At 53.4% G+C, this 26684-nt stretch carries 21 protein-coding genes; 17 read left to right on the top strand and 4 right to left on the bottom strand.

The window, feature by feature from the left end:
• Positions 1-473 precede the first annotated feature (473 nt).
• The 12 genes from ABIB48_RS08395 (at position 474) to ABIB48_RS08340 (ending at position 14145) form a co-directional block, all read left to right on the top strand.
• On the top strand, positions 474-1190 hold the full coding sequence (locus ABIB48_RS08395; RefSeq protein ID WP_354212716.1) for an IspD/TarI family cytidylyltransferase: 717 nt from the start codon (positions 474-476) through the stop codon (positions 1188-1190).
• Positions 1183-2400, top strand: coding sequence for a CDP-glycerol glycerophosphotransferase family protein (locus ABIB48_RS08390; RefSeq protein WP_354212715.1), 1218 nt, complete (start codon positions 1183-1185; stop codon positions 2398-2400). Before ABIB48_RS08395 ends, ABIB48_RS08390 begins: the two co-directional genes overlap by 8 nt.
• Complete coding sequence (locus tag ABIB48_RS08385) at positions 2397-3635, top strand: oligosaccharide flippase family protein (protein WP_354212714.1); 1239 nt, start codon at positions 2397-2399, stop codon at positions 3633-3635. The genes ABIB48_RS08390 and ABIB48_RS08385 overlap by 4 nt, the downstream gene beginning before the upstream one ends.
• A 77-nt stretch (positions 3636-3712) precedes the next feature.
• Positions 3713-4126, top strand: a complete 414-nt coding sequence (locus ABIB48_RS08380) for an LbetaH domain-containing protein (RefSeq protein ID WP_354212713.1) — start codon at positions 3713-3715, stop codon at positions 4124-4126.
• A 137-nt stretch (positions 4127-4263) separates the two neighbouring features.
• Positions 4264-5577, top strand: coding sequence for an O-antigen polymerase (locus tag ABIB48_RS08375; RefSeq protein ID WP_354212712.1), 1314 nt, complete (start codon positions 4264-4266; stop codon positions 5575-5577).
• Positions 5570-6343 (top strand): glycosyltransferase, encoded by a 774-nt coding sequence (locus ABIB48_RS08370; RefSeq protein WP_354212711.1) that lies wholly within the window; start codon positions 5570-5572, stop codon positions 6341-6343. The genes ABIB48_RS08375 and ABIB48_RS08370 overlap by 8 nt, the downstream gene beginning before the upstream one ends.
• Positions 6250-7410: a glycosyltransferase gene (locus ABIB48_RS08365; RefSeq protein ID WP_354212710.1), complete on the top strand. Its 1161-nt coding sequence runs from the start codon at positions 6250-6252 to the stop codon at positions 7408-7410. Before ABIB48_RS08370 ends, ABIB48_RS08365 begins: the two co-directional genes overlap by 94 nt.
• A gap of 303 nt (positions 7411-7713) precedes the next feature.
• Positions 7714-9201 (top strand): tyrosine-protein kinase domain-containing protein, encoded by a 1488-nt coding sequence (locus ABIB48_RS08360; protein WP_354212709.1) that lies wholly within the window; start codon positions 7714-7716, stop codon positions 9199-9201.
• 138 nt (positions 9202-9339) lie between these two features.
• Entirely contained in the window at positions 9340-10749 is a 1410-nt protein-coding gene (locus ABIB48_RS08355; RefSeq protein WP_354212746.1) for a sugar transferase, read from the top strand.
• Between the two features lie 241 nt (positions 10750-10990).
• Entirely contained in the window at positions 10991-12784 is a 1794-nt protein-coding gene (locus ABIB48_RS08350) for a DUF4012 domain-containing protein (protein ID WP_354212708.1), read from the top strand.
• Between the two features lie 174 nt (positions 12785-12958).
• Complete coding sequence (locus ABIB48_RS08345; RefSeq protein ID WP_354212707.1) at positions 12959-13585, top strand: LPXTG cell wall anchor domain-containing protein; 627 nt, start codon at positions 12959-12961, stop codon at positions 13583-13585.
• 101 nt (positions 13586-13686) lie between these two features.
• A complete protein-coding gene (locus ABIB48_RS08340; protein WP_354212706.1) occupies positions 13687-14145 on the top strand; it encodes a VanZ family protein in 459 nt (152 codons plus the stop codon).
• A gap of 47 nt (positions 14146-14192) precedes the next feature.
• Here ABIB48_RS08340 and sufU read toward each other — a convergent pair whose 3' ends face one another.
• The 3 genes from sufU to rfbA all read right to left on the bottom strand — a co-directional run bounded on the left by sufU (position 14193) and on the right by rfbA (position 17533).
• The gene (gene sufU, locus ABIB48_RS08335; protein WP_354212705.1) at positions 14193-14654 is read right to left on the bottom strand and encodes a Fe-S cluster assembly sulfur transfer protein SufU; all 462 of its coding nucleotides are present in this window, start codon (positions 14652-14654) and stop codon (positions 14193-14195) included.
• Positions 14651-15961 carry a cysteine desulfurase gene (locus ABIB48_RS08330; RefSeq protein WP_354212704.1) on the bottom strand — a complete coding sequence of 437 codons (1311 nt, stop codon included), beginning with the start codon at positions 15959-15961 and terminating at the stop codon, positions 14651-14653. The genes sufU and ABIB48_RS08330 overlap by 4 nt, the downstream gene beginning before the upstream one ends.
• 711 nt (positions 15962-16672) lie before the next feature.
• Complete coding sequence (gene rfbA / locus ABIB48_RS08325) at positions 16673-17533, bottom strand: glucose-1-phosphate thymidylyltransferase RfbA (protein WP_354212703.1); 861 nt, start codon at positions 17531-17533, stop codon at positions 16673-16675.
• A 54-nt stretch (positions 17534-17587) separates the two neighbouring features.
• Between rfbA and rfbB the strand changes: the two genes are divergently transcribed.
• From rfbB to ABIB48_RS08310, 3 genes are all read left to right on the top strand, one after another.
• Positions 17588-18649: a dTDP-glucose 4,6-dehydratase gene (gene rfbB / locus ABIB48_RS08320; RefSeq protein ID WP_354212702.1), complete on the top strand. Its 1062-nt coding sequence runs from the start codon at positions 17588-17590 to the stop codon at positions 18647-18649.
• Positions 18650-20071 carry a sugar nucleotide-binding protein gene (locus tag ABIB48_RS08315; RefSeq protein WP_354212701.1) on the top strand — a complete coding sequence of 474 codons (1422 nt, stop codon included), beginning with the start codon at positions 18650-18652 and terminating at the stop codon, positions 20069-20071. It abuts the gene before it with no gap.
• Between the two features lie 515 nt (positions 20072-20586).
• Complete coding sequence (locus ABIB48_RS08310) at positions 20587-21666, top strand: IS110 family RNA-guided transposase (RefSeq protein ID WP_354212700.1); 1080 nt, start codon at positions 20587-20589, stop codon at positions 21664-21666.
• 420 nt (positions 21667-22086) lie between these two features.
• On the opposite strand, the gene ABIB48_RS08305 is transcribed toward ABIB48_RS08310, so the two are convergent.
• Positions 22087-23061 carry an acyltransferase family protein gene (locus ABIB48_RS08305; RefSeq protein WP_354212699.1) on the bottom strand — a complete coding sequence of 325 codons (975 nt, stop codon included), beginning with the start codon at positions 23059-23061 and terminating at the stop codon, positions 22087-22089.
• A gap of 197 nt (positions 23062-23258) precedes the next feature.
• Here ABIB48_RS08305 and ABIB48_RS08300 point away from each other — a divergent pair, with 197 nt between their 5' ends.
• A complete protein-coding gene (locus ABIB48_RS08300) occupies positions 23259-24572 on the top strand; it encodes a UDP-glucose dehydrogenase family protein (RefSeq protein WP_354212698.1) in 1314 nt (437 codons plus the stop codon).
• A gap of 346 nt (positions 24573-24918) precedes the next feature.
• Complete coding sequence (locus ABIB48_RS08295; protein WP_315914140.1) at positions 24919-26628, top strand: right-handed parallel beta-helix repeat-containing protein; 1710 nt, start codon at positions 24919-24921, stop codon at positions 26626-26628.
• Positions 26629-26684 lie beyond the last annotated feature (56 nt).

The following is a 26684-nucleotide window of genomic DNA, read 5'->3' as shown; positions in this document are numbered from 1 at the left end:
TGATATTGTTGGCTCCTGATCGCCTAACGACGTCGTCTCGGCACAACACGGCCTTAAGCCATTGCTGATTCAACGTTGGGCCATGGACTGGCTTCGAAATCTGCCTATTAAGAACTAAGGAGAAAACTGAGGGGACAGTACTGCCTAACTGCTCAGAATCTCGACGCATCCAACGATCCATAGACTATCGAAGCAGCTACAGGGACCTAACCACATACATGCAACTTGAGTGCGGCCTAATGGTCGCTTCACTAATAAATCGCTTCAAGCAAACTTTCAACATCAGAAATTCGAATAAAAAATCCAAGATAGCAAACCGATCTCAGATCCCCAATACATCAAGCATCAGCACACTAGATAAGACGAAGTGGAGACGTTTTTATCCTTGAAAAGGACTGTACACCTTTAACAGACTATAAATTGCCATACGGCAGCACTGCGTAAACATAACAACGAAGGCGTGATCGCTCAAGATGCAAGACAGCCACTGCACCTGCATACTACTGGCAGGAGGGCTGGGGACCCGTTTCTCAGCAAACGGCCCAAAACAGCTCGTTGAACTGGACGGACGTCCAATTCTTTCTCACTCGTTCGACATAGTTGCTAATTCAGATAAAATTGATGAGGTTATAGTGGTCGTCAATCCTATGTGGCACCAACACATAAAAACTGCCATTTCAAAATCAGAACCTATTGGTAAAAACATACAATTTGTGATGGGTGGCTCGAATCGCAATGAATCCGTCCTAAACGGTATCCGAAAAATCCAGCGATTTACCGTCAGAGACAAAGTTTTAGTACATGATTCTGTTAGACCCCTAGTTACTCAGAAACTAGTAGAACGTGTCGTCAGTGCATTGGACACTGCAGATGCAGTAATTCCAGTAATAGAATCTGAAGATCCGCTGATAAACGTCGTTAAAAACAAGGTTATGGCCATCCAGTCACGCAAGCAGGTCCTAAGAGGACAATCGCCTCAGGGTTTTAGACTTGAAATATTACTTGACGCCTTTTCCAGAGCAAGCTCAGACGAAATACGTAGCGCAACAACACTGTACGAGCTAATACTCCAATCGGGCGTAACAGAAAATATTTCTACTGTTCCAGGTGATTTTTCAAACATCAAGGTTACACAGCCAATCGATCACGCAATCGCACTGTCGATACTTCAGGAGAGCAGAAATGTCTAAGACAAATATGCTAATCAATTTCTGCAATAGGATTTTACCCAAAAAAGATCATATTACCATTTCGGGTTACCCTTCAGACGAAGGAAACGTGATCGAAACGATACGAGTGATTCACGATTTAACGACAGCTAAAATTAACGTTTTAGTGGATGATCCAAATATTTGGGATCTAGAAAAGAAATACACACGCGTGCGATTGATGAAGAAAAATTCCGCCAAGGGTGTATATTCCTATTTGACATCGCAATTAGTTCTGTTCACACACGGTCTATTCGGATCCATAGAACCAGTTATTGGTAAGCAAATTTACGTAAATCTGTGGCATGGCGATGGAATTAAACAAAAACCGGAATTTTCTCACTTGGAAACATCGCCTTTCCCTGCAAATTATACTGTCGGGACCAGTCGAGTACTAGCGGACCAGCGCGCTGTCGACCTGCGATACTCTGAATCATCAGTAATTATGACTGGTGCGCCACGCCTCGGTGCAATGCTGAGAACCGACGCCTGCAACAAAATTAAGAATCGTCTCTCTGAAATTACGGGCTTTGAGAAATACGTAATTTGGATGCCTACTTTCAGGACTGCTGGAGTTGTTGGTCGAAATCGCGCACGCTTCGATTCGTCCATTACAGAGTCCGGATTTGCATCTGCACTAAATGATTTGCGTGAAATTTTACATTCTCAGGACACCGCACTCGTAGGTAAATTTCATCCGTTGGAGAAGAACAGCATGGCCAGTCTCGTTGATCTGACCATCTCAGCGGAAATGCTTGATCAGCTGGAGAGCTCTCTATACCTGGTCATAGGAGGCTCGTCGGGCTTGGTGACTGACTACTCCTCGGTATGGATCGAGTACCTGATACTTGATAGACCAATAGCATTTTTCACACCCGACCTAGAAGAATACACCAGCCGGCGAGGGCTCTTCCCTCACGACATCATGGACCGTCTGCCCGGACTGAATCTGAATTCAACGGCAAATATCTCACAATTCGCTTACAGCATTGAGCACGGTGGAGAAGAACTCCTGAGAGCCAGTACACGGACTTGGTTAGGTATTCCACAAATTAGTGATTCACCCGCCTCTGACCTGGTTAACTGGCTTTCCAAGCTTCCCGAATTACGAGAATTACTCATTCAGACACCACCCACACCTATTATGAATTTTGGCCCAGTCTTTTCAAGGAAGACACCCACCTTAAAATGAAGCGACCTATAAAGTTGCTGGCCGGCTTCTCCGGATCAGCGCTCATTGCAGGGATCTCGAGTCTGGTTACCATCCCAATGCTAGTCGCAGGCATCGGGTCTCAGCCCTGGGCGCTTATCGCTGCTTCTCAGGCACTCGGAACCATAATTGCCGTTCTCGTGCAGTTGGGTTGGGGAGCTACAGGAACTGCTGAAGTCGCAGCCATGCCGTGTGACAAACACTTCGCCTTCTACTCGAAATCCGTTCAGTACAGGTGCCTCGCGTTCCTACTTTCAATGACAGCATTGACCCTTTGGATAGTTTTGACCCAATTGTCGAAGACAACCACTACAGAGTGGAACTTTTTTGTTATCGTTGGTTTTGCAGCAACGGGCCTTTCGGCTAATTGGTTTTTCGTTGGGACGAAAAATCCTACAACCATGCTGATAAGCGATGCAATCCCGAGAGCATTTATTACTGTTACTGGGTCTATTTGCACGATGTTCCTAGGGAATATCTGGGCGTACAACTTTGCAATTATTTTGGGGGCATTATTACCAGTATTCTTCTCTTCATATTTGATAGCAAAAAAATATGGAAAACCAATCGGTCATTATTTTATATGGGATACTTCAACAGATCGTCGAGTGCTTATCGAGCAATTGCCTGGACTTGGTACTGCATTAGTCGCAACTGTCTACAAGCAGCTCCCCCTGCTGATTTTGGCATCAATCACGCCAGCTGCTGCAGCGCCGTTCGCTCTTATAGATCGAATCTACAAATTTGCACTCGCAGGATTGCGGCCCATCTCTCAACTGCTTCAGACCACCATCCCGGCAAAATCTGCGGTTGAAACAGCAATTCGCGCGCGATCGAGAATTCCAAAAATGCTCGCATTATCAATGTTATTCGCGATTGGGTATCTAATGTTCGTGTTTACTTTCGGAGAGACGATTGGATCGAACAGCATTAGACTGTCACCATCCCTTATAGCGTTAAGTTCGCTAGCCCTGTTAATGTCGTTCACTAACCAATGGTTAGGAATGGGCGCATTGGTTGCCTTGAACGGGAAACATGAACTTCTCTTGGCTGTAACGATTGGTGCAAGCATATGTGCGATAATCGTCTTTCCTCTTATTAGTAATTTCTATTCAATCGGAGCAATACTCAGTATTGCAGTTGCCGAAACCATAATATTTTTAGTACAGATAATTTGCGTTAGAAAACGATACAATGCAGTATTATCGGTCAGATAGTCAGATTCAAGGAGGACGGACCTATCTATAGTCCACCCAAAGGCCCCGTAGATCACCTAGTCAACTGGTGCATTCGAATGCAGAAGAATCCTTTGATCGGGAAGCTATTCCGCCATGCGCTGAAGCTTCGCGGTATCGACATCCCCCCACAGACTCTTGCGCCCGGTAAGAATCTCTTTCTTCGACATGCAGGAAATGTTGTAGTTCACACAGATGCTCGTTTGGGGAATAACATTATGTTGCACCAAGGCACGACCATTGGACGCGCCGACATATGGCGTGAACCGGACGAAAGTTTCATGGGTTTCGAAATCCAAGACTTCGTAATTCTTGGAGCAAATGCAGTAGTCGTGAGCAAAACCGGTAAATTGATTATTGGAAAAGGCACAGTTCTTGGGGCAAATTCCGTTCTGAATCAGTCGACAGGACACTGGGAAATTTGGGCAGGAAATCCTGCAAAAAAGATTGGTAACAGGAAATCAGAGCAGTAAATAATTCCTCAGCACACTACCCAGAACGACTGCACTCATATGACGCGCAATCATCCAGCCTATTTATAAATTTACTTTATATACCACTGTCCATAGGCGCCTCATTATTAATTGCAATTCAAGTTGATGACCTACGAATGTCGATTGTATTATTTCTTTCCTCAATTCTATGCCTTACCGGTATTTGGCGGTCCTTCAAAAGCGGATTTCGTCCCGCAGCTTTGGTGTTCTACACATTTTCTTTCTGCTGGATAGTGGTGGCCTCAGCTATACAGATTAATGAAGGCGTTGCGGCTTGGAGAGATAGCACAGTTCTTCTAGATACACACCAAGTATCTCGTGCTTTGGAACTTACCCTGCTCGCATTTATGGCTTTCGGCTGTGGCGAATTCTTCTCCAGCGTCAAGAAAAAGAACTTGATTCGATTTTCTGTGGCGTTTGAGATTCGGCCCTGGATGTTATTTGTATATGGAGTCTGTCTGGTAGTTCTCACTCCTCTTGTCATACGGAGCTCTGGTGGCCTAGGCGGTCTCTTCTCTAGTAGAAATGAATTATCTTCAATGCGCCGGAGTGCCGGCGTCTCCATAGACGTCCTGGGTGGACCTGCATATGCTGTAATCCGCATTCTTCCGGGCGCATTAGCAATCGCCATTATTCTACTGCTAATTGTGTATTCAAAATCTCTCCCCAAACGGGCTAAAAGACAACAGACGATTTTAATCCTTGCGGTGATTGCTATTGGAGTAACACTAGTTATATACATAAATCCCTTCACTAGTACTCGATATACGCTGGCAACATTTCTAGGGGCCACACTGCTGATTTTTTTCCGAGTGCGGAGCGTAAGATGGGGATTTATTTCTGCAGTTGGCATGATGTTTGCAGTTCTCGTCGCATATCCCTTTGGTAATTTATTCAGATACTCTGAGACCGTGAGCTTAAGATCAGGCGTCGATGCGTATACAGGTCCTGATTTCGATGGATTTCAACAGATAATCAACACCCTCAATTATGTTCAGGAGAATGGGCACACATTCGGAAATCAGATCTTGTCTGGAATGGGATTCTTCATTCCGCGTAGCGTCTGGGAGACAAAATCCGAGCCTGCAAGTTACGCAGTAGCAGAATCTGCAGGATATAGCTGGACAAATCTTTCTTTGCCACTCCATGCTGAGTTTTACATGGAGTTTGGATACATTGGAATGATAATTCTGATGATTTTTATGGGCTGGTTAATTTTTCGACTTGACGAAATATGGCTCTACTCAGCGACAGCTCCGCATGCCGTTATTAGTGCCTATATTTCATTTGCCATGTTGGGTATTATGAGAGGCCCAATCGGCGCACAGATCCCGACTTGGGGACTTGTGGTCGCCCTGCTCTATATCGCTGTTCGCGCCGCCAAAACTAAAAACTCTATCGCTATTTCGAGGACTTTTGATCATGAATAAAAGCTGGACAATCATTACAGTAACATATAATAGTGAGGCTGTCCTTAGTAAATATTGGGCTAATGTTAGGCTACCACCAAATGTACAGTGGATAGTAGTAGACAATGCCTCCGAAGATGACTCTGTGCGAGTGGCCAGGCAAATCGGTGCGAAAGTAATAGAGCTAGAAGAGAATGTGGGTTTTGCTGCAGCCAACAACATTGCATTGGCAGAGTCAAACGCAGAATTTATAGTTTTTGTGAATCCGGATGTACGTGTGGTTGGGAAGGACTTTGATAAGATTTCTGAAGTTTTATCCGAGAATCCTTTGAGTTTGGTCTCTCCGCAACTCGTTTCCCTTGACGGAACGCTTCAGCCAAATGGCCGAATGGGTCCCTATCTAATATATAAGGTTCTTAATCGTATTTTTCCCAAGCTGGTTACTGGTCGTTATACTAACGTGTTCGAGTCACACGAGACTGGTGCCGTGACATGGCTAACCGGAGCAGTCGTAGCCGGTAAAAGAGACGTATTCCATCGATTACAGGGCTGGGATGATCATTTCTTCGTCTATTACGAAGATACGGACCTGGCATTACGTGCTGCTCATCTCGGCATTAAGTCGATGGTAATCGGCCAACTAAATTGGGTCCACGGATGGGCTAGAGAGGCCAGCGGCCTAAACTTTCGGGGGTGGATGCTCGAGTATTCTTCAGCTTTAAAATTTTATCGGCGTTATCCAAAATACTTGTTCTTGCCAAATCCTTGGTCGTTGGGTTCAAAATGAAATATCTCATCGACGTACTGGCGTCTACTGTCGAATCTGGCGGGATGAAACTTCATGCCACTGAAATGATTCGAGCTTGGATGGAAGATTTTCCTGAAGATGATTTGGTCATTCATGGGCCTGAATGGATTAGGAAGGAGTTCTCGGTCTATAATTGCACTCTCGAAATTTCGCAGAACGAGAACGCCGTTTTTCGATCGTATAACCAGCTATTTCGGACGGCGAGACTGGCTCGGAAACATGCTACTGACGCCGTAATTTCGTTCAGTCCGATTGTGACCCCTTTCGTCGGTAAGCGTCAGTCAGTGGCATTCCAACATGACTGGCGCCATAAGCTGAACCCACAGGAGTTCCCACTTACACAGCGGCTTTACAGGAAGTTATGGGAAATATCTGCGAAATTTGCTGATATTAATGCCTGCATTTCCGAGAAAGCGGAGCTCGAAACCTTGCGCTTCGTTTCTGGTAGCCAGACCTTCCTTTGCCCCAACGGCCGGGACCACGCCAGATTCTGGGATGTTGATAACATCGAACGGTTTCAAGGGATGGTAGTAACATACGGCCACCACAATAATAAAAGACCTGAACTGGTCATTTCAGCATTTGGACTTCTCAGATCGAGTGGAAATATGCCTCCGGGGATGCGTCTGACTGTTTTAGGCGCGAAGAATGATTACCGCAGAACTTTAGTGGCACTGGCTGAGGCGCATAATGTTTTTGATTATGTTGATTTTCCAGGATTTGTTAGCGCCGAAGAATACGTGGCGATCATGACTGGAAGTTCTGTTGTTGTGCTAGTTTCTACTGACGAGGGTTTTGGCCTTCCTATAGCAGAAGCAGAGTATCTGCGAATACCTGCTGTTATTAGTTCCGACAGTGGTATGGCCCAGATCTTTGGTGATGCTGCGATAGCTGTGGACCCAAATGCCCATGATATTAGCAAGGGCATCTTGTCCGTCTGGAATGATTCTCCGGTCAACGACGATGCCACAGATCGCGAGCCCTTATGGCGATGGGGCGATGCTGTAAGAGAGTTGCGTCGTCGGTTGGACGGTTGTCATGTATAGAAGGATTTCTCGATCTTGAATTGTTAGGTCATAGGAATCTTTGTTTGGCATGGTAGGTGTAATGACATATCTTGGTGCTGAATATCCTGCTGTGAGGTAGTCGCAGTTTTGAGTGGGTACTGTCAGCGGGCAAGTGCTATTTTTCCCAAGCTGCTCGGTTTTTCTTGGGAAGTTTAGCGCCGCGAATGCTCCCAGGATGCATTGCGCTAGCACCGGATACAATGGTATGAGATAGCGCAAGTCAATTTGGTCCTGACGTCTACGGACACGGGATTATGGAAAATTTATGGGGGGAACCCACTTTTGGAATTACAGGATTACATACGCATCCTGCGCCGCAACTGGATTATGATAGTGGCGCTTAGTCTCATTGGGCTAGCTGGTGGTGCCGGGTTCTCTGTGCTCAGCAAACCTGTCTACACCTCTAAAACACAGCTTTTTGTAGCGACACAGAACTCAGGGTCTGTACAAGACCTGCAGACTGGAAACACTTTCATCACTGCGAGAGTCTCGTCCTATGTCGTTACAGCCACGACACCAACCGTGCTTCAACCTGTCATTGACACATTGGGGCTTGATGTTACGTCCCAGCAACTCGCCTCGAGTATTAAGGCCAGCTCAGACCTGAAAACCGTACTAATAACTATCTCAGTCAGTGACAATTCTCCCGTGCAATCGGCAGCCATTGCTCACGCTGTAGCCACCAGTCTAATCACGGCCGTCGACACATTAGAAAAGCCGACAGACGGAGGTGTGTCGCCGGTCAAACTATCAGTGGTAACACCCGCAACCGCACCAACACAACCTTCCTCACCCAATCTAAAAATAAATCTGGCTCTCGGATTGGTCATTGGTCTAGCTCTGGGTATAGCTGCAGCACTGCTGCGGACAACCCTGGATACGCGAGTTCGCAGTGAAAGCGATCTGCGGCGCTTCACCGAAGCACCGGTGTTGGGCGGCATTGCCTTTGAGCAGGATGCGCTCAAGAATCCGCTTTTGAACGAAATATCCGGTCACAGTCAACGCTCAGAGTCTTTCAGGCAGCTCCGAACCAATCTTCACTTTGCTCAAATCACCAATAACAGCAAGACTTTTCTACTGACGTCCTCGCTGCCGGGGGAAGGCAAAAGCACTACGGCCACCAATCTAGCTCTCGCAATGGCGGAGGCTGGCCAGAGGGTCGCTCTCATTGACGCGGACCTGCGCCGCCCCATGGTGGCAAAGTATCTGGGGCTCGAGGGTTCTGCAGGGTTGACGACAGCGTTGGTCGGCGATGCCAACATCAAAGATCTCCTCCAGCCCTGGGGTGTTCATGATTTACATGTGCTTACCTCTGGTGTTATACCGCCAAACCCTAGCGAACTGCTGGGCTCAGAGGCTATGTCAACCTTGATACAGCGATTAGAGGAGCACTTCGACGCAATAGTCATCGACGCCCCACCCCTTCTGCCCGTCACGGACGCAGCTGTTCTAGCCCAAAAGGTCGGCGGTGTCATTGTCGTGGTGGGTTGCCACACTGCAAAGCAACCGGAAGTTACAAAAGCCATGGCTACTCTCCAGCTGATCGATGCCAATGTCCTAGGCGTCGTGTTGAATAGGATTCCCGTCAAAGGAGCTGACGCCTACGCCTACAGCTATTATGGCTACAGTGCGAACATGGAAACGGAGAGGCAAAAACAATCCAAGCCGTCCAACTCAACAACTAACGTTGAAGGGTCTCTGGAGCCTCCCGAGGATGACTTTGACAAGTTGTTACGAGGAGCGGAGACCAGAGCCTCTAGGCGAGGGTAATTTCCGCGTCTTGATTAACAAGTTCACTCCAGTAACTGCAGAACAATCGAATTCACCACAGTTCTGGATATCCGCCTCTTTTCACTCACACGCATTTTGGGGAAACAATTGAATTCAAAGAACTGGCGCAAACGCTATGTGCGCCGTATAGGAGCAGTCGACGCAGTCGTTGTGCTGTGGGCTATTATTGGTGCGCACCTTCTCCGCTTTGGTCTGACAAGTGCAGGTACCAACCCAATAGCCGGCACATCCATGGCATCCTACGTAACGGTTTCAACGCTTCTCCCCTGCCTGTGGTGGTTCATGCTCGGCGCTTGGGGTACAAGGGAGACGCGCGTTCTCGGCGCCGGGCCCGAAGAATATAAACGCGTATTTGCGGCGAGTTTGTGGCTATTCGGTGCAGTGGCGATCGTATCTTATGCGTTTCAGCTAGACTTGGCACGAGGCTACGTTGGAATAGCTTTCCCTACCGGAACTCTGGGTTTGATTGCAGGTAGGTGGATATTACGCCAGCATCTAAGTCTAGAGCGTAGCCATGGAGGAAGTGCATCCCGAATCTTGGTGGTGGGAGGCGCGGCGGCTGTTGGACATCTGGTGCAAGCTCTACAACGGCATCCCCATGCAGGTTACTTACCGGTGGCGCTTCACATTCCTGGCCACGACGATCAAAGTGTTACCGGGATACCGGATTTGCCCTTGCTTGGATCGGCGCAAACAGTGGAAAGTATTCAGCAAGCTGTGGCTGTTTGCGGCGCGGATGCTGTGGCCATCACGACAGGAGTACGTCTCAGCCCTTTAATCATGCGCCAATTGGGATGGGCATTGTCTACTTCCGGTACTGACTTGATTCTAGCACCCGCTTTAACTGACATAGCCGGGCCCCGCATCCATACCCGCCCAGTGGCGGGGCTCCCCCTCATACACGTCACGACGCCAAGGCTCGAAGGTGGAAAGCGAGTTGCTAAGCGGCTCTTCGACATGTCATTGTCGGGAATCCTCTTGCTATTCTTCGCACCGCTCATGGCGCTGGTGGCCGTGTTCATCAAGGGTGACAGTAGGGGTCCCGTATTTTTCAAACAGGACCGAGTTGGAGTTCTCGGAGAACCCTTCCGCATGTATAAGTTCAGGTCTATGGGTGTAGATGCCGAAGCTCGCCTGCCTGAACTCCAAACGGATAACGATGGCAGTGGCCTGCTGTTTAAGCTGAAGTCCGATCCACGCGTGACCCGTGTTGGTGCGATTCTACGCCGCTTCAGTATCGACGAGCTTCCACAGCTTATTAACGTTCTAAACGGCGAAATGAGCCTTGTCGGCCCCCGTCCTCCACTGCCGGCCGAAGTTGCAGACTACGAGGATCACGTGCGCCGCCGCTTACTGGTCAAACCTGGCCTCACCGGGCTGTGGCAGGTCAGTGGTAGGTCTAACCTCTCGTGGCAGGACTCAGTAAGGTTAGATCTCTACTACGTTGAAAACTGGTCTATGACCGGGGACATGGTGATCCTAATCCGAACCATTCGCGCCGTTCTGCAACGCGATGGCGCCTACTAATCGTTAGCTTTTGCAATTCAATTTTTTAGTAGAAAGACATTTAAATGTTACTTTCCGTAATTACGGGCGAAATCGTAGGTAAGCTGCGGAGCTCCTGGTGGATGCGCCTCAGCAAGGGGCACCCATAGGTATGTCGGATCCGACTGGGAGCAAGTATCAATCACAAAATTTAGAAAACGGTGCCCAACGAGTCCGTAAGAGCGCTCAGCGGGAAACTCGAAAGAGCAGGCGGCGCAAGCGCGTGCTCAGGCCTATTTTCGCGGCTCTCGCTCTTCTGGTGTTGGTGGTAAGTGCAACAGCATGGTTGGGCTTCCGAGCCATGGAAATCAAGGACAACCTTGAGGTCACAAACCAACTGTTGCCGGTCCTCAAAAAGGACCTGCTGGCCAATGACGTTTCCAGTGCAACCGCCACCGTAAACTCTCTGTCGGAGCACACTGCAGCTGCAAAGAAGGCTGGCACGGATCCCCTCTGGAAGCTGGCCAGCGGGTTGCCTTGGATAGGTCCCAACCTAGCCGCAGCCTCAGAAGTGAGTACAACAGCGGATGATGTGGTGACCCTTGCCGCGAAACCATTGGTGGGCGCCTTTCAGTCCTTGGATTGGAAAGCCCTCACCCCAGTTGACGGAGCCGTGCAGCTTGCCCCACTCCAAAAAGCTGCTCCCAGCGTAGTTTCCGCCGCCAATTCAGTGGAGCTCTCCTACCATCGGCTTGCCGGTATTGACCAGAAGCCTCTGCTTACACAAATCTCAGAACCCTTGAATAGCGCTAAGGACCAGCTGAATGAATTGCGGGGGCTGCTATCCACTGCTGCTGACGCTGCTGAACTAGTGCCTGCCATGATGGGCGTGGATGGACCACGGGATTATTTACTGCTGATTCAAAACAACGCAGAAGTCCGTGCCAGCGGCGGCATCCCCGGCGCACTTGCCGTACTCCATGCTGAGAATGGGAAAATTACTCTCACAAATCAGGACTCAGCCAGCGCCATGGGTGCAATCAGCCCCGCCATCAAGGTGGATCCGGTACAGGAAACCATCTTTTCCACCCGCATGGGCAACTACATGCAGGACGTCAACATGACACCTGACTTCCCCACAGCTGCTTCCACGGCCAGATCCATCTGGCTGCAGCGCCACCCTGGGCAAGTAATTGACGGCGTCATCTCCATTGACCCGGTAGCGCTTTCCTTGGTCATGAAGGCAACAGGTCCCATCACGGTGAACCCTGCCCTGCCAGAGGGCGCCAGCATCGGTGAACTGCCCACCCAATTGACCAGCGCCAATCTGGTTCCTGTGTTGCTTTCTCAGGTGTACGCCGAAATTCAAGAGCCAGTACTCCAAGACGCCTACTTTGCAGAAGTTGCGAAGAAAGTCTTTGATACTGTGGCCTCTGGCAAAACTCCCGGGGATAAACTCGTTGAGTCCTTAGCTACGGGTGTCAGTGATAACCGGATCCTGCTGTGGTCAGCACGCGGAAATGAACAAGCCATTCTCAGCGATACAAAAATTAGTGGCGCCATCTCGGGTCCCAGTGTGCCTGCTGCTGGCTTTGGTGTTTATTTCAATGACGGCACCGGGGCCAAGATGGACTATTACGTTAAACGTACGGTGCAGCTCATCCAGCGTTGCCACGCAGGCGGTTATGCCCAGTACACAGCCAAAATCTCCCTGACCAACACCGCGCCGGCCAACGCTGCCGAGTCCCTTCCCGCCTACGTGAGCGGAAACGCAGTATTCGGCGTGCCCATAGGCAATGTGGCTACCAACGTTATTGCCTACGGACCCGCACAAGCACGTGCGGAGAAGGCCAGGATAGATGGCAAGGACGTTGGCATAGCCTCCTATACCCATGCTGAACGTCCAGTGGGGATTGTGCACGTGCAGCTGAAACCTGGCCAAACCCAGACCGTGGAAATTGATTTTTCCAAAGTGGTCCAGAACGGTCAGGCAGAACTTCGCGTGACGCCTACTATTCAGGACACCAAGGACGTCATTTTGCCCGAACAGAAGGCCACTGGATGTACGGAAAACTAATGGCGTGTGAACGCGAAAAACGCATTCTAACCTATTGATAAAACCGCACTAGCCAAAGGGTGAGACTTCATCCACTCGGTTGGTAAAGTCACACTCAAACTGATAATCTGTCAATAAATCGGGGTCTCACCGGGGGAACCGCCGATACCTAAATATGAATCTGGGGAACATACCTTGAAGAAAACTCTCATCAGCCTTGCCCTTGCGGGCGTCCTGACACTTTCCGTAGGAAGCGTTGCCGCTCAGGCCGCACCTTCCGACTCTTACCCGGCTGGCCCGCCGTCATCCAACGTTTCCACCGGAACCGTTGTTCCCGGTGAAGCTGTCATCTTTGCAGGCTCAGGCTTCAAGCCCGGTGAAATCATTGACATCACCGTTGTCCAGACCAGCCCTGTAGCTGGCGGCGCTCTTGGCTCAATGGGTGGCGGCGTTTCAGCCTCCGTACCCATGATCATCAAGCCTGCTGCTCCGGCACCCACCACCACAACGGCTGATGCCAACGGCGGCTTCTCCACGGCCATCACCTTGGACCAGACGGGTACCTACACCCTGACCGCCACAGGCCGCGAATCAGGCGTTACTGTAAGCCAGGTTGTCAAGGTAGTTGCTGACAATGGCGCAGGCGCCGGCGGCAATGGCTCAGGAAATGACGCAGCTGGCAACAATGATGGCGGCTTGGCCTCCACGGGTATTGATTCCAGCGTTCTGATCTGGTCACTGGTTGGCGTAGGCGCCCTTGGTGCTGGCGTTGGCACCGTGGTGGTTTCTCGCCGCCGCAACCGCGAGTCCGCTAACGCATAAAGAACCACTGCGCTGCCGGGGTAACCCGCTAGCACTAAGAAAGGCCCGGAACCAATGGTTCCGGGCCTTCCTGCATTTATGGGTTCGCCTAGACTGATCATGTGAACACCTGGCGCCGCAAAGTGGCTATCATCCTTGTTGTGGGATACTTTGTGGCATTGGCGGCCATAGTGTTCTGGCCTACGCCCGTTGACCGGCCCGTTGGCGGAGAGCTGCTCAATTTCCTGCGCTGGCTACGGTCCTTGAGTATCCCCCAATGGATTGCCAGCTACACCACCATCGAGTTCACCGCGAACGTCATTATGTTCATCCCGTTCGGGGTCATTGTGGCAGTGCGGCTGCGTCCCTACTTGTGGTGGCTGGCGTTGCCCGCCGGTGCGCTGCTTTCGGCGATCATAGAACTCAGCCAGAACTACTTCTTGCCCGAACGCTTCGGGGACCCTCGCGATGTAGTTGCCAACGCCTCCGGTGCGTTGCTCGGGGCGCTGTGCGTTGCCCTGTTCCGGGTATCTAGGCCCGCGCAGCCACTGGTCCCGCCCGCCTCAGAGCTGCCCACCTAAACCACTGAGACCGGCAAGGCGACCCACCGGCGCTTAGGCTATCTGGCTTACCGGGTCTGGCTCAGGGCGTCCTCGGCAGCAACCCAGGCCAGCATGGCGCACTTGACCCGTGCCGGGAATTTTGAGACACCGGAGAGCGCCGCGGCATCGCCGAGGATCTCCTCATCAGCCACCAATTTCCCGCGAGAGCGCATAACCTCGCGGAAACTCTCAATCAACGCAGCCACTTCCCCGCGGTCAAGCCCCACCACCATGTCACTGAGAATAGAAGCCGACGCCATTGAAATGGAGCAACCGTCCCCTGCCCAATGGATGCCTGAGACCTTTGAATTAGCCGTCTCTATCCGCAAGGTGATCTCATCCCCGCAGACAGGGTTGAGCTGGTGGCACTGGCCCACGTTGGCGGGCAGGTGTTGCCCATCAAGCTGATCGTTGCGCAAATCCGCGCCCCGTCGGGTCTTGGACTCTTCCAAAATGATTTGCTGGTACAGCGAATCCAACGCGCTCACAGTGCTGCTCCTTCCACGCCAAAGTAGCTACGGACCCCGGCCACGGCGGCCAAGAATGCGTCCACTTCGCCGCTGGTGTTGTACAAATAAGTGCTCGCCCTGGTGGAGGAGTTCAATCCTAAGCGGCGGTGCAGCGGCTGGGCGCAATGGTGACCCACGCGGACGGCGATGCCGGCAGCGTCAAGGAACTGCCCGACGTCGTGCGCGTGTACCCCTGCCACCTCAAAGGAGGCCAAGCCAGCCCTGGAAACGCCCGAGGGAGGACCTAGGACGCGGATCCCCTCGATACCTTCCAGCCCCTTCACCAGGCGCTGGCCAAGTTCCGCTTCCCAAGCATGGATACGCTCCATCCCGGTCTCGCTCAGGTAGTTGCAGGCGGCAGCAAGCGCGGCGGCCTGGGAAATGGGCTGGGTGCCCGCTTCAAAACGCTGCGGGGCCGGCAGATAAGCTGCCTCCTCCATGGTGACAGTGGTGATCATGGAGCCACCGGTCAAAAACGGCGGCATGGAATCGAGCAGCTCGGCGCGGCCGTACACGCCGCCAATGCCTGTGGGGCCGAGCATCTTGTGGCCGGAAAACACGGCAAAATCAACGTTCAGGGCCTTGACGTCAAGGGGCAGGTGAGGTGCCGATTGGCACGCGTCCAAGACCACCAGGGCGCCCACGGCATGGGCCATTGCCGTCAGCTCCGCAACCGGGTTGATGACACCGGTGACGTTGGAGACGTGGGTGAAGGCAAGAACCTTGGTGTGTTCTGTAATGAGTGTTGCGGCGGCGCTCATGTCCAGGGTGCCGTCGTCGTGAATGGGGATGAAACGCAAAGTAGCCCCGGTGCGCCGGCACAGTTCCTGCCAGGGAATGAGGTTGGCGTGGTGCTCCATCTCGGTGACGAGGATTTCATCTCCGGCAGTGAGGGCGAACTTTTTGGCAGCCTCTGAAACGGCGCCAACACTAGCGTTGCCGAAGGAGTAGGCGATGAGGTTCAGGCCCGCCGTAGCGTTCTGTGTCCACACCAGCTCATTGTCTGCGGCGCCAATGAAGGCGGCCACCGTGCTGCGGGCGTCTTCGAAGACGTCAGTGGCCTCCACCGCTAAGGTGTGGGCGCCGCGGTGCACTGCAGAATTGCGCTGCTCGTAGTACTCCTGCTCGGCTTCCATCACACTGAGAGGGTTTTGCGAGGTGGCCCCGGAGTCCAGGTAGACAAGCGGCATTCCATTGACTTGTGTCTCAAGGATGGGGAAGTCATTACGGATGCGCAGCACCTCTGTATTATTCAACGGGTAGACGTGGTCAGCAGGTCCTGTCACAAAATCAGCGCTCCTCGGCACTAGCTCAGCCAGCCGTTGTTCGGCGTAGCCGGGATGTATCTGATTACGGCACATCCGCTTCACCTAATTGTTACACTGATTGCCGATGTGAGCATATGAGGTTGGGCTTACTCAGCCATCTACACTCGGCCCTACAACCATCGCTCTCAGGCTCACGCGAACGTCATTTGTCGCATCGATACGGAATTTTAATTAGCTATTCGGAAAGAAGTAGCTAGCAATTTCGCACTGACATTCATCACGCTGGCGATGGAACGGTCTCAACATAGCGATGAATTGGGCATTCGAGGCCCACCAGGACCACGAATTCGAAGGTCAGTGTCAAAAGCTTGCTAATGGATACACGGCGACGGTCGTCATTGACTCTATTTACACCCACCCAATCAGTCAGGACAGGAGGGAGGCCGGCCGACTCAACGCTACGCAGACAATCCGACGAGTGCATATACCTCCAGCAACGTCATCCTTCGGGGCATACGTACGCGTACCCGAATTCCACTGGAGAAGTGAGACTGGCAGCTACACTCTTGACTCACGCCGACATTGCCTGACAACAGAAATTTACACCGCCACCTAACAGCTACGCCCAAGACCGCATTGCCCGAGCAAATTTTGTCCCTCAGGCCTGTGCCGATGGCTTCGAAGCCAAGTATTATGTAGCCCTGGCGCGCGAACCGACCCTTAATCTTCCTACTTCAGCAGTTGGAGCAGGTAGGAGCCGTAGCCGCTCTTGAGAAGTTTTTCACCCCGTGTGCGTAGTTCACTGTCACTAAGGAATCCCATTCGCCAAGCAACCTCCTCCGGTGCACCAATTTTGAGTCCTTGGCGGTTTTCCACGGTTCGCACAAACGTGGACGCATCGTTGAGGTCGCTGAAGGTTCCCGTGTCCAGCCAAGCGGTACCACGCTCCAGTAGCTCTACATTGAGTTCCCCGCGTTCCAGGTAGGCGCGGTTGACGTCGGTGATCTCCAGTTCACCCCGAGGGGAGGGTTCCAGGTTCCTCGCGATGTCAATGACGTCATTGTCATAAAAGTACAGACCAGGAACGGCGTAGTTGCTGCGGGGCTGTTTGGGCTTTTCCTCCAACGAAACAACTTTTCCTGCAGTATCAAATTCCACAACACCATATGCGCTGGGGTCTTTGACCCAATACCCAAATATGGATCCACCTGTGAGTTTTTCATATTTTTGCAATTGGGCACCCATGCCATGGCCGTAGAAAATATTGTCACCTAAGACCAGAGCAACGTTTTCATTGCCAATATGGTCCGCGCCCAGTACAAAAGCTTCCGCAAGACCATTCGGCGAGGGCTGCTGAGCGTAGCTGAGGTTGACCCCGAACTGGGAGCCGTCGCCCAGCAGCCGCTGGAACTGTTCTGCGTCGTGAGGAGTGGTAATGATCAGGATGTCCCTGATGCCAGCCAAGATCAGCGTGGATAACGGGTAGTAGATCATCGGCTTGTCATACACTGGGACAAGTTGCTTGCTGATGCCCAAAGTAATGGGATGTAAACGTGATCCGGTTCCCCCGGCAAGAATTATTCCTCGCATGAATAACATTCTCTCGGGTAATGAGCGTATGACCAAACCGCTAGACTTTTAGGCATGCAAAGAATCCTAGTAACCGGTGGCGCTGGCTTTATCGGCACCAACTTCGTCCACTATGTTTTGAATCACACCGATTATCAGGTGACTGTGCTCGATAAGTTGACATATGCCGGCAACGAGTCGTCCCTTTTTGGCCTACCGGAGAAACGACTAACCTTTGTACACGGCGACATCTGCGACTCGGCCCTGGTAGATTCGCTGGTCGGTGAGGCCGATGCCGTCGTCCATTATGCCGCTGAATCGCACAATGACAACTCCCTTTCCAACCCACTGCCATTCCTGGAAACGAACATCATGGGCACTTATGTGCTGCTTGAGGCTGTACGAAAGCACGGAAAGCGTTTCCATCATATCTCGACGGACGAGGTGTACGGCGACCTGGCCCTTGACGAACCTCAGCGGTTCACCGAGCACACCCCGTACAACCCCTCCAGCCCATACTCGTCCACAAAAGCCGGCTCGGACCTGCTCGTGAGGGCTTGGGTGCGCTCATTTGGCGTGGAGGCCACTATCAGCAACTGCTCTAACAACTATGGCCCGTTCCAGCACGTAGAGAAGTTCATACCGCGCCAGATCACCAATATCATAGACGGTGTCCGACCCAAACTTTATGGCTCGGGCGAAAACGTACGCGACTGGATCCACGCCGACGACCATTCCGCCGCCGTACTGTTGATTCTCCAGCGCGGTGGCCTTGGGGAAACGTATTTGATAGGTGCCGACGGGGAGAAGAACAACAAAGAGGTTATAGAGGCCATCCTTGTCGGTATGGGCTGCTCGGCTGACGATTACGACCACGTGACCGACAGGCCCGGGCACGACCTCCGCTACGCCATCGATCCTTCCAAGCTCCGCACCGAACTAGGGTGGACTCCGAGCAAGGCTGACTTCGCTGCAGGACTCGCTGAAACCATTGATTGGTACAGGAACAACGAAAACTGGTGGCGGAATCAGAAGGCTGGCACCGAAGCGAAGTACTTTGCCGCAGGGGAGCAGCTCCATGTTCCAGATAGTCTAGGCCTCCAGCTCTCCCCGACTATTCATGGGCAGGGCGCCTAAATGCCGGGCCCAGAATTTAGCAAGCCTCTGGCTGCCCGCAGCACCCCTATCCCCGGTGTGCTGCTTCTGAACTTGCCCGTCCATGGGGACAATCGCGGATGGTTCAAAGAGAACTGGCAGCGCGAAAAAATGCTAGCCGCCGGGCTTCCCGACTTCGGACCGGTCCAAAACAATATTTCCTTCAACGGGTCCGTCGGCACCACGCGCGGCATCCACGCCGAACCATGGGACAAGTTCATCTCTGTTGCCGCCGGTAGCGTGTTTGGAGCTTGGGTGGACTTGCGCGAAGGGCCGTCATTCGGCACCACCTTCACAGCCGTTCTCGACCCGACGACCGCCATTTTCATCCCTCGCGGGGTGGGCAACGCCTTCCAAACTCTCGAGCACAACACAGCCTACACATATCTTGTCAACGACCACTGGTCCGCCGACGCACAAGGTCAATACACATTCCTGAATCTTTCCGACCCCTCAGCGGCCATTAAGTGGCCTATCCCGCTGTCAAAGGCAGAACTATCCGAGAAGGACCGCGTCCACCCTTTTCTAGCTGACGTTGCACCTATGCAGCCACGGAGAACCCTGATTCTAGGTGGCGACGGACAGGTGGGCTTAGCACTGCGCAGGATGTACAGCGATAACGATCACGTTGATTTTGTCACCCGGTCCAAACTTGATTTATCCAGTCCGGATCCCTTTTCTAATCTCGACTTTTCCACGTATGACAAAATCGTCAATGCTGCTGCCTACACGTCGGTGGATGCCGCGGAAACCGCCACTGGGCGGGTATCAGCCTGGGCAGTGAATGCCGCAGCTGTCTCCTCGTTGGCCACGCATTGCACCAGACGCGGCATCACGCTCGTGCATATCTCCAGCGACTACGTCTTTGACGGCCAGCTCAAAGAACACCATGAAAATGAACCATTTTCCCCGTTGGGCGTATACGGGGCGAGCAAGGCAGCTGGGGACGCCGCTGCCGCCACTGTCCCGGCGCACTACATACTTCGGACCAGCTGGGTCATTGGAGACGGAAACAACTTTGTTTCCACTATGGCTTCCTTGGCAGGACGCGGTGTTCGCCCTTCAGTTGTCAACGACCAGTTCGGTCGCCTGACTTTCACAGAAGACATCGCAGCGGCCATTAAGCACCTGCTCGACGTTAGTGCACCCTTTGGAACATATAACGTGAGCTGTTCAGGCCAGGTCCAGTCATGGTCCGACATAGCAGAAGATGTCTACGAGATCCTGGGCCACCGGCGCGAGTCTGTCACCGGCGTAAGCACAGCAGAATACTTTGCCGGTAAAGTCAGTGCTGCGCGTCCGGCTCACTCCACCTTGGCATTGACAAAGTTGCAGAGCACTGGCTTCGATGCGCCTGCCGCACGCGATCGTCTCAGGAAGTACCTCCTCGAAGTTAGGAACTAGCAAAAAATCTGAGTAGCGTAATTTTTAGTTGGCGGCATCGTTGACACATCAGTGAAACTCGTACTCACACTCTGAGGAAAGGCCTCATAGCTGGTCCTGTTGGTAAGGGAGCAGCCCCTCCCGCACTCTACTTGGCCCGGCGGAACGGCGCTTCCGAGCATCGAGGCCACAGAAATTAACCAGGGTGGCCCACGCATTAGGGTACTAGCCCCACCTAACCCTGACACTGTGAGACTTACTGCAGCTGGTCTGGGACTGGCTGGCAGGATGGGGACTGGTCGTTCTGCCTCATGGTTGTGACTCTCCTGACACGTGACCCATTGGTGTCTTTCCTACGACTTGTCCAATCATGGGGCGGTCGGCCGGTACCTGCCCGGCCCACCTCGGTGACTTGATAAGAAGGTTGTCCGCTCTTCAGTGCGTGACTCATCACAGTGTTGTTCCGAAGTGACCTCTACCCGGACCGGTACCGGCCGACAACGGCCATGACCATATCCGTGAAGAGGAAGGTAAAGATGACCGTCATGTCTATCGTCGCGCATTCACACGCTTTTGTCGTCGGTGTTGACACCCATGCCCGTAACCACGTTTACTCCATCATCACCACTGCAACCGGTGAACACATTGATACTAGGGATTTCCCCACCACCGGTGCTGGCATCAACCGCGCCCTCGCCTGGGTAGCCCGCCGTACGAGTGCGGACCTTTCCGCGCTGTGGGTGATCGAGGGCGCTGCTTCCTACGGGGCGATCCTCGCCGGCACGGTGGCCGGTGTGGGGTACCCGGTAGTCGAAGCGGCACGTATGGATGCAAGGGCCCACCGCGGCGTTGGCAAGTCCGACGAACTTGATGCACAGCGAATAGCCAGGGCCGTGCTCTCGTTGGAGGAGCAGCAATTGCGCCGTCCGCGGCTGAATGAAGGCGTCCGCGCTGCCCTGAGGATCTTGGTGTGCGCCCGCCATTCAATGACCGGTGAGCGCACCCGTGCGGTGAACGCGCTGAACGCCCTGTTGCGCGTCAACGCGCTCGGATTGAATGCCCGCAAGGCCCTGACGGGCGTGCAAATCGCAGCGGTGTCCCGGTGGCGGGACCGGGACGAGGAGCTGGCGCTTTCGGTGGCCCGAACAGAGGCCGTCCGGCTAGCGAAGCGGATCGATGACCTCGACAAGGATGTGGCCAAGAATACCCAGCAGATCACAGACCTGGTCAAGGTCAGCGAAGCTGCGCCACTTCTGAACGTGACGGGCTTCGGCGCCATCACGGCCGCCACATGCCTGACCGTGTGGTCCCATCACGGCCGGGTCCACTCGGAAGCCGCGTTCGCATCCCTAGCCGGGGTTAATCCGATCCCCGCCTCATCAGGCAACACCGTCCGTCACCGGCTCAACCGAGGCGGTGACAGGAGCCTGAACTGCGCACTGCACATGGTCGCCATCACCCGCATGACCCACGATGAGGAAACTCGTGGATATGTGCAGAAACGCGAAGCGGAAGGGCGCACCACCAAGGAAATTCGACGATGTATCAAACGCTATCTTGCCCGAAGGGTCTATCGAATCTTCAACGCATTTGAGGTAGCAGGAAAAGACGTTTGACAGACATAGAAGGGTCGTAGGGAAACGGCAGGTTCCTTAGATTTAGTGACCGCTTGGCTCGAGGTGTTCCTCCGAGCTGCTGCCTGAAGCCTCCCAAGATCCAGCAGTATATCCCCACGTCTTCTGACGCAGATTTTAAGCTTCTTGCACCGCCGCCTCAAGGTGGCGGGTGGGGCTTGGTGCCTAGACGCCGTAGCGCCGCGGAGAGCTCTTGAGGTTTCCGATATTTCCTCCAGAACTACTCCGCCCAAGTTCCGGAAGGCAGTAGCGGATCTTATCCGCAAGGTCTTTCTCGGAGCCGCGAGCTCCCCTGTATCTCGGGCATGAATTTGTGAACACCATGCACCTGCGCAAGACTGCACTGGCTTATCTGCTGCTCCATATATCGTCTTGGTGCTGACACTCGCCGCTTATCCCCACTCAGCCGTCCACGCGGCTTGATACGATCTTTGTTGGATCAGGCGCTTGGAACAGCCACCTCACGGGAATGACTTGACGCCACTTGGACAACAGCGTGCAAATAACCAGCGAGAGGATCAGTCCCGGAATAGCAATCAGCCACACGTTGCCTAGTCCCATGGCCTCCACCAAATAGAGCACGCACAAAATGATTGGAAAGTGGGCAACATAGTAGATCAGGGAGTTCCTGCCTACGAAGGCAACGGGACGCACCCACCGCGCCGCGGAGTACTTCTCAGTGAGGGTTATTGCTGCCACAATCCCCATCAGGCTAAAGAGAGCAAACTCCCCGCGGTACGCCAGCTCAGTGCCTCTGGCGGCAGAGACAATCCCAAAGAGTGCAGCAATAGCACCGCAGTATCCCGCAATAGGCCACTGCGTGAGTTTTGCGAGAATATTCCGGTGTTGCATGGCTAGGTGTCCAGCGAAGAAGAATCCCGCAAAGTAAAGCAGTTTCTTGGCCAGCCCGTCCTCCAACGGGATGGAAGCCACTATCAGCGCAATGGGTGGCAGCCACGCGGGCAGTTTCGTTACTAGGGGCGCCACCATGTAGTAGCAGGTGATGTAAAAAAGGAACCACAAGTATCCTGTGGCAATCCATGCGCGGGGGCTTGATAACTCAAGACCGTGGCCATAGAGCACCATGTGCAGTCCGGCCCAGAGTAGGTACGGCCAGAGGAGCGCTTTGAACTTCCCCACGTAATATATCTTCAGCCCTTTGCCCATGGAGCGGGTCAGCAACAGCCCTGAAAGAAACATGAGCGTTGGCATTCTCAAGGGGAGGAAGAAGTTATTTACGGCTTCGAGCCACAGTGGCATCTCATAGCCAAAGAGTGCCGGAATGGCTGGTGCATGCCAGATAAGTACGAGAAGAATGGCTAAACCCCGCAGAGTATCCATCCATTGGAGCCGTGTACCTGCCTGCGGAACACTCATCAAGTCCCCTCCCCTGGTGTGACCCACCGTGCATATCCGAAGCCTAGTGCAGCACCTCTTCCTTAGCGAGCACTTCCTAGCTCTGCTGCTTGGCTCTGCTGCCGCCCACTTCTTTCCACCACTTAGCCGCGCACCATGGCCTACACTGGCCCTGACATCAGAGGGCAGTATTCCTTTGCAAGGCTAAAGGGGTTTCCATGCAAATTTCAGTCATTGGCTGCGGCTATCTGGGCGCGGTTCATGCAGCCTGCATGGCCGATCTAGGGCACACAGTGGTGGGGGTGGATGTTGACGTTACTAAGGTTGATGCCCTCAATGCCGGAATTGCCCCGTTTTTTGAACCAGGTATGCCGGAAATACTCGCTGACGCACTCGCCTCAGGCAGGCTGACCTTCACTACGGACATAGCCGCCGTGAAGGATTGCAAGGTTCACTTCCTCACTGTTGGTACTCCCCAGCGCAAAAACGAGAAGGCCGCTGACCTCACATTTGTCAACGGCGCCATCGAAGCTTTGCTCCCCCATCTGCTCCCAGACGCCATTGTGGTGGGAAAATCCACGGTTCCGGTTGGTACGGCGGCACGCCTGAGTGATCAGATCCAAAAAAGCTGCCCCGAGGCTATTCTGATTTGGAACCCAGAGTTCCTCCGGGAGGGCTTTGCCGTCTCAGATACCCTCTCCCCCAACCGCTTGGTGTACGGCATCCGGCCGGGCCACGATGAGGCCACCTTGGTCTTGGATGAAATTTACGCATCAGCGCTGCATGCCGGAGTGCCCCGCATCATCACTGACTTCGCCACAGCGGAACTGGTCAAGGTTGCCGCCAACGCTTTTTTGGCCACAAAAATCTCCTTCATTAACGCCATGGCCGAAGTGTGCGAGGTTTCCGGGGCTGATGTTGTCCAGTTGGCTGATGCCATGGGCCACGATCCCAGAATTGGCAGGAAGTTCCTCAATGCAGGCCTGGGCTTTGGCGGCGGCTGCCTGCCCAAGGACATCCGCGCGTTCATGGCCCGGGCCGGTGAGTTGGGCGCTGATCAGGCCCTAACGTTTCTGCGGGAGGTTGACTCCATTAATATGCGCCGCCGCTCCCGCACCGTCGACCTGGCCCGGGAGGTCTGCGGTGGCAGCCTGCTGGGGAAAAAAATTGCCGTCCTGGGGCTCGCCTTCAAACCCAATTCCGACGACGTGCGCGACTCCCCCGCACTGAGCGTGGCTGCCCAATTGCAACTTCAGGGCGCCTCCGTGGTGGCCACCGATCCCAAAGCCGTGACCAACTCCGCCAAACGTTTCCCTGACCTTGTACTCACGGAGTCCCTAGAAGAAGCCGTCCGGGGTGCCGATGCCATCATGGTCCTCACCGAATGGCAAGAGTACGTTTCCATGGATCCTTATGAACTGGCCAGCCTGGTTGCCACGCGGACCATTGTGGATGGACGCAATTGCTTGGATCCGGAAAAGTGGCGCTCGGCAGGCTGGACATACCGCGCCTTGGGACGTCCTCAGCTATAGCGCCGAAAGTCAGTCCTGCAGCGCAGCTACAAGTGCGCGACCCACAGGTCCATAAACCACCTCAGCTGCGCTAGATGTGAGTGTGATGGATAACAAATACGTCTCTGTGTGAACAATCACAAAACCTCGCCTGACATGTGACTTGAACCACTTTGATTCGTCACAAAATGACCCAAAGATGCCTGCAACAGGGGGATGCCTCAATACAAAACCCCTACTTGGTACAAATGGCACACAATGACGCTTATACCCGAAAGTTACGGCCAACAACACCCATTAACTTGGGTGATTAATAACAATAAGGTTACGATCATTACCGTTGCCTTCCCCCCAGCTAAGGATTTTCATGCACAGCCCTGTTCCAAACCGCCGATTTACCGCGCGCAAATTCACTGCCGCAGCTGCCACAGCAGCTGTTGCAGCCGCCGCGCTACTTGGCGGAAGTGCCACCGCAATGGCGGCCACCTCCACAGTGACCGCCACAGATTCCTTCAACAGGAGCGTATCTAGTGGTTGGGGCGCAGCCGATTCCGGTGGCACCTGGATAGCAGCCGGCGGCCAGACTCTAGTCAACGGCAGCAGCGGAAATCTTGTGATCAAAAACGGCCAAGGATTCTCCAACTCACTCTCCGGCTTCAGCTCCCGCACCAGTGATACTCAAATTGCATTCTCAATGAACAAGCTGCCCGTGGCCGGTGACATGTACATGTACATCACCCCCCGCCAGGCCGGCAAAAACGAATACCGCCTCAAGGTCAAGGTCAGCCCCAACGGCGCCGTGCGTTTTGACGCAGTGCGTATTGTCAACGGCGCTGAAACACTACTGCAGAGCGCAGCAGGCGGCTTCACGGCAAAAGCCAGCGGCACCATCAATGTCAAGGTTTCCCTGAAAGGTCTGGACAAGACCACACTGAGTGCCGTTGTCTGGCCCTCAGGTTCACCGCTGCCTGCCAACCAGCTCACCGTCACTGACTCCACCGCAGCACTTCAGACCACTGGCACCGTAGCCTTGGGCGGGTACCTCAGCGGCAGCGCCACGAACGCGCCCATCACCGTGCGTTATGACAACCTGAAGGTTTCCGGCAGCACCGAAAACAACACAGCCCTGCCAGGCATTCCCAGCCTCGATCAGGGGCGCGATTCCCTGGTACCGGGTGCGTACAAGCCCAGCGAAAGCACTACAGGGGTTCTCTCCGGTACGGCACTGAAGCCGTACAACACCAGTGGCGCCCCCCTGATCATCACCCAGGACGGAACAGTTCTGGACGGTATGGAGATCTGGGGTGACATCAAGGTCCGCGCTGCAAATGTCACCATCAAGAACAGCCGTCTGCACGGCGGAGTGGAAATCCCCAAGTCCAACACCGGTGTGGTGGATGCCAATGACGCCAAGGTCAAGAACCTTGTGGTGCAGGATTCAACCATCATCCCGCAGAGCCCTTCCTACTACCGTGATGGCATTGTCGGCCACGACTACACGGCGCTCCGCAACCACATCAAGGGCACCAATGACGGTCTCGGCATCTTCAACCGTCCCACCGGCCCGGCGGCAGCCAATGTCACCGCCAAGGGAAACTACATCCATGCCTTGACGTACTGGAGTAAAGACCCCGCCCACAAGGACGGCACCCACAATGACGGTATTCAGCTCCAGGGTGGAGAGAACATTCTAATCTCCGGCAACAACATTGTTGGTGATGTGGTTCCTGGAAAGGGCAGCGCCGCCCCGGTACGTGGCCTCTACACCACCACGGCAATGTTGCTGCAACAGCATGTCACCAAGCTCAAGAATGTTGTTGTTGAACAGAACTACGTTGATGGCGGCTTCACCAGCATCACCATCGATCACAGCGCCAACAAACAAAGCCACATTGACATCACTGTGCGCAACAACTACTTGGGCCACAACCAGTACGCCTGGGACGGTGCTAAGTACCCCATCCGCGTTGTGGACCGCGCTGCCAGCACGGTGACCGGGCTTTCCACCAACAAGTGGGCGGACACCAAAACCCCCTTGACCGAGGGCACCAACAAGGGCATTTACTTCAACAAGTAACGTTGCCTGGGCCAGCAATGGCACCACCTAAACGGTTCCGGACGTGTTTATTTCAC

It is taken from the genome of Arthrobacter sp. UYCu511 (assembly GCF_040547105.1).
GTDB lineage: Bacteria > Actinomycetota > Actinomycetes > Actinomycetales > Micrococcaceae > Specibacter > Specibacter psychrochitiniphilus.
The sequence above is the reverse complement of the archived record's forward strand: the minus strand, read 5'-3'. Positions and strand labels throughout refer to the sequence as shown.

What these genes read in the sequence shown, in the direction of transcription:
- ABIB48_RS08395 (WP_354212716.1), top strand. Translation starts at nt 474, where the DNA reads ATGCAAGACAGCCACTGCACCTGCATACTACTGGCAGGAGGGCTGGGG.
- ABIB48_RS08390 (WP_354212715.1), top strand. Translation starts at nt 1,183, where the DNA reads ATGTCTAAGACAAATATGCTAATCAATTTCTGCAATAGGATTTTACCC.
- ABIB48_RS08385 (WP_354212714.1), top strand. Translation starts at nt 2,397, where the DNA reads ATGAAGCGACCTATAAAGTTGCTGGCCGGCTTCTCCGGATCAGCGCTC.
- ABIB48_RS08380 (WP_354212713.1), top strand. Translation starts at nt 3,713, where the DNA reads ATGCAGAAGAATCCTTTGATCGGGAAGCTATTCCGCCATGCGCTGAAG.
- ABIB48_RS08375 (WP_354212712.1), top strand. Translation starts at nt 4,264, where the DNA reads ATGTCGATTGTATTATTTCTTTCCTCAATTCTATGCCTTACCGGTATT.
- ABIB48_RS08370 (WP_354212711.1), top strand. Translation starts at nt 5,570, where the DNA reads ATGAATAAAAGCTGGACAATCATTACAGTAACATATAATAGTGAGGCT.
- rfbA (WP_354212703.1), bottom strand. Translation starts at nt 17,533, where the DNA reads ATGCGAGGAATAATTCTTGCCGGGGGAACCGGATCACGTTTACATCCC.
- rfbB (WP_354212702.1), top strand. Translation starts at nt 17,588, where the DNA reads ATGCAAAGAATCCTAGTAACCGGTGGCGCTGGCTTTATCGGCACCAAC.
- ABIB48_RS08315 (WP_354212701.1), top strand. Translation starts at nt 18,650, where the DNA reads ATGCCGGGCCCAGAATTTAGCAAGCCTCTGGCTGCCCGCAGCACCCCT.
- ABIB48_RS08310 (WP_354212700.1), top strand. Translation starts at nt 20,587, where the DNA reads ATGACCGTCATGTCTATCGTCGCGCATTCACACGCTTTTGTCGTCGGT.
- ABIB48_RS08305 (WP_354212699.1), bottom strand. Translation starts at nt 23,061, where the DNA reads ATGAGTGTTCCGCAGGCAGGTACACGGCTCCAATGGATGGATACTCTG.
- ABIB48_RS08300 (WP_354212698.1), top strand. Translation starts at nt 23,259, where the DNA reads ATGCAAATTTCAGTCATTGGCTGCGGCTATCTGGGCGCGGTTCATGCA.
- ABIB48_RS08295 (WP_315914140.1), top strand. Translation starts at nt 24,919, where the DNA reads ATGCACAGCCCTGTTCCAAACCGCCGATTTACCGCGCGCAAATTCACT.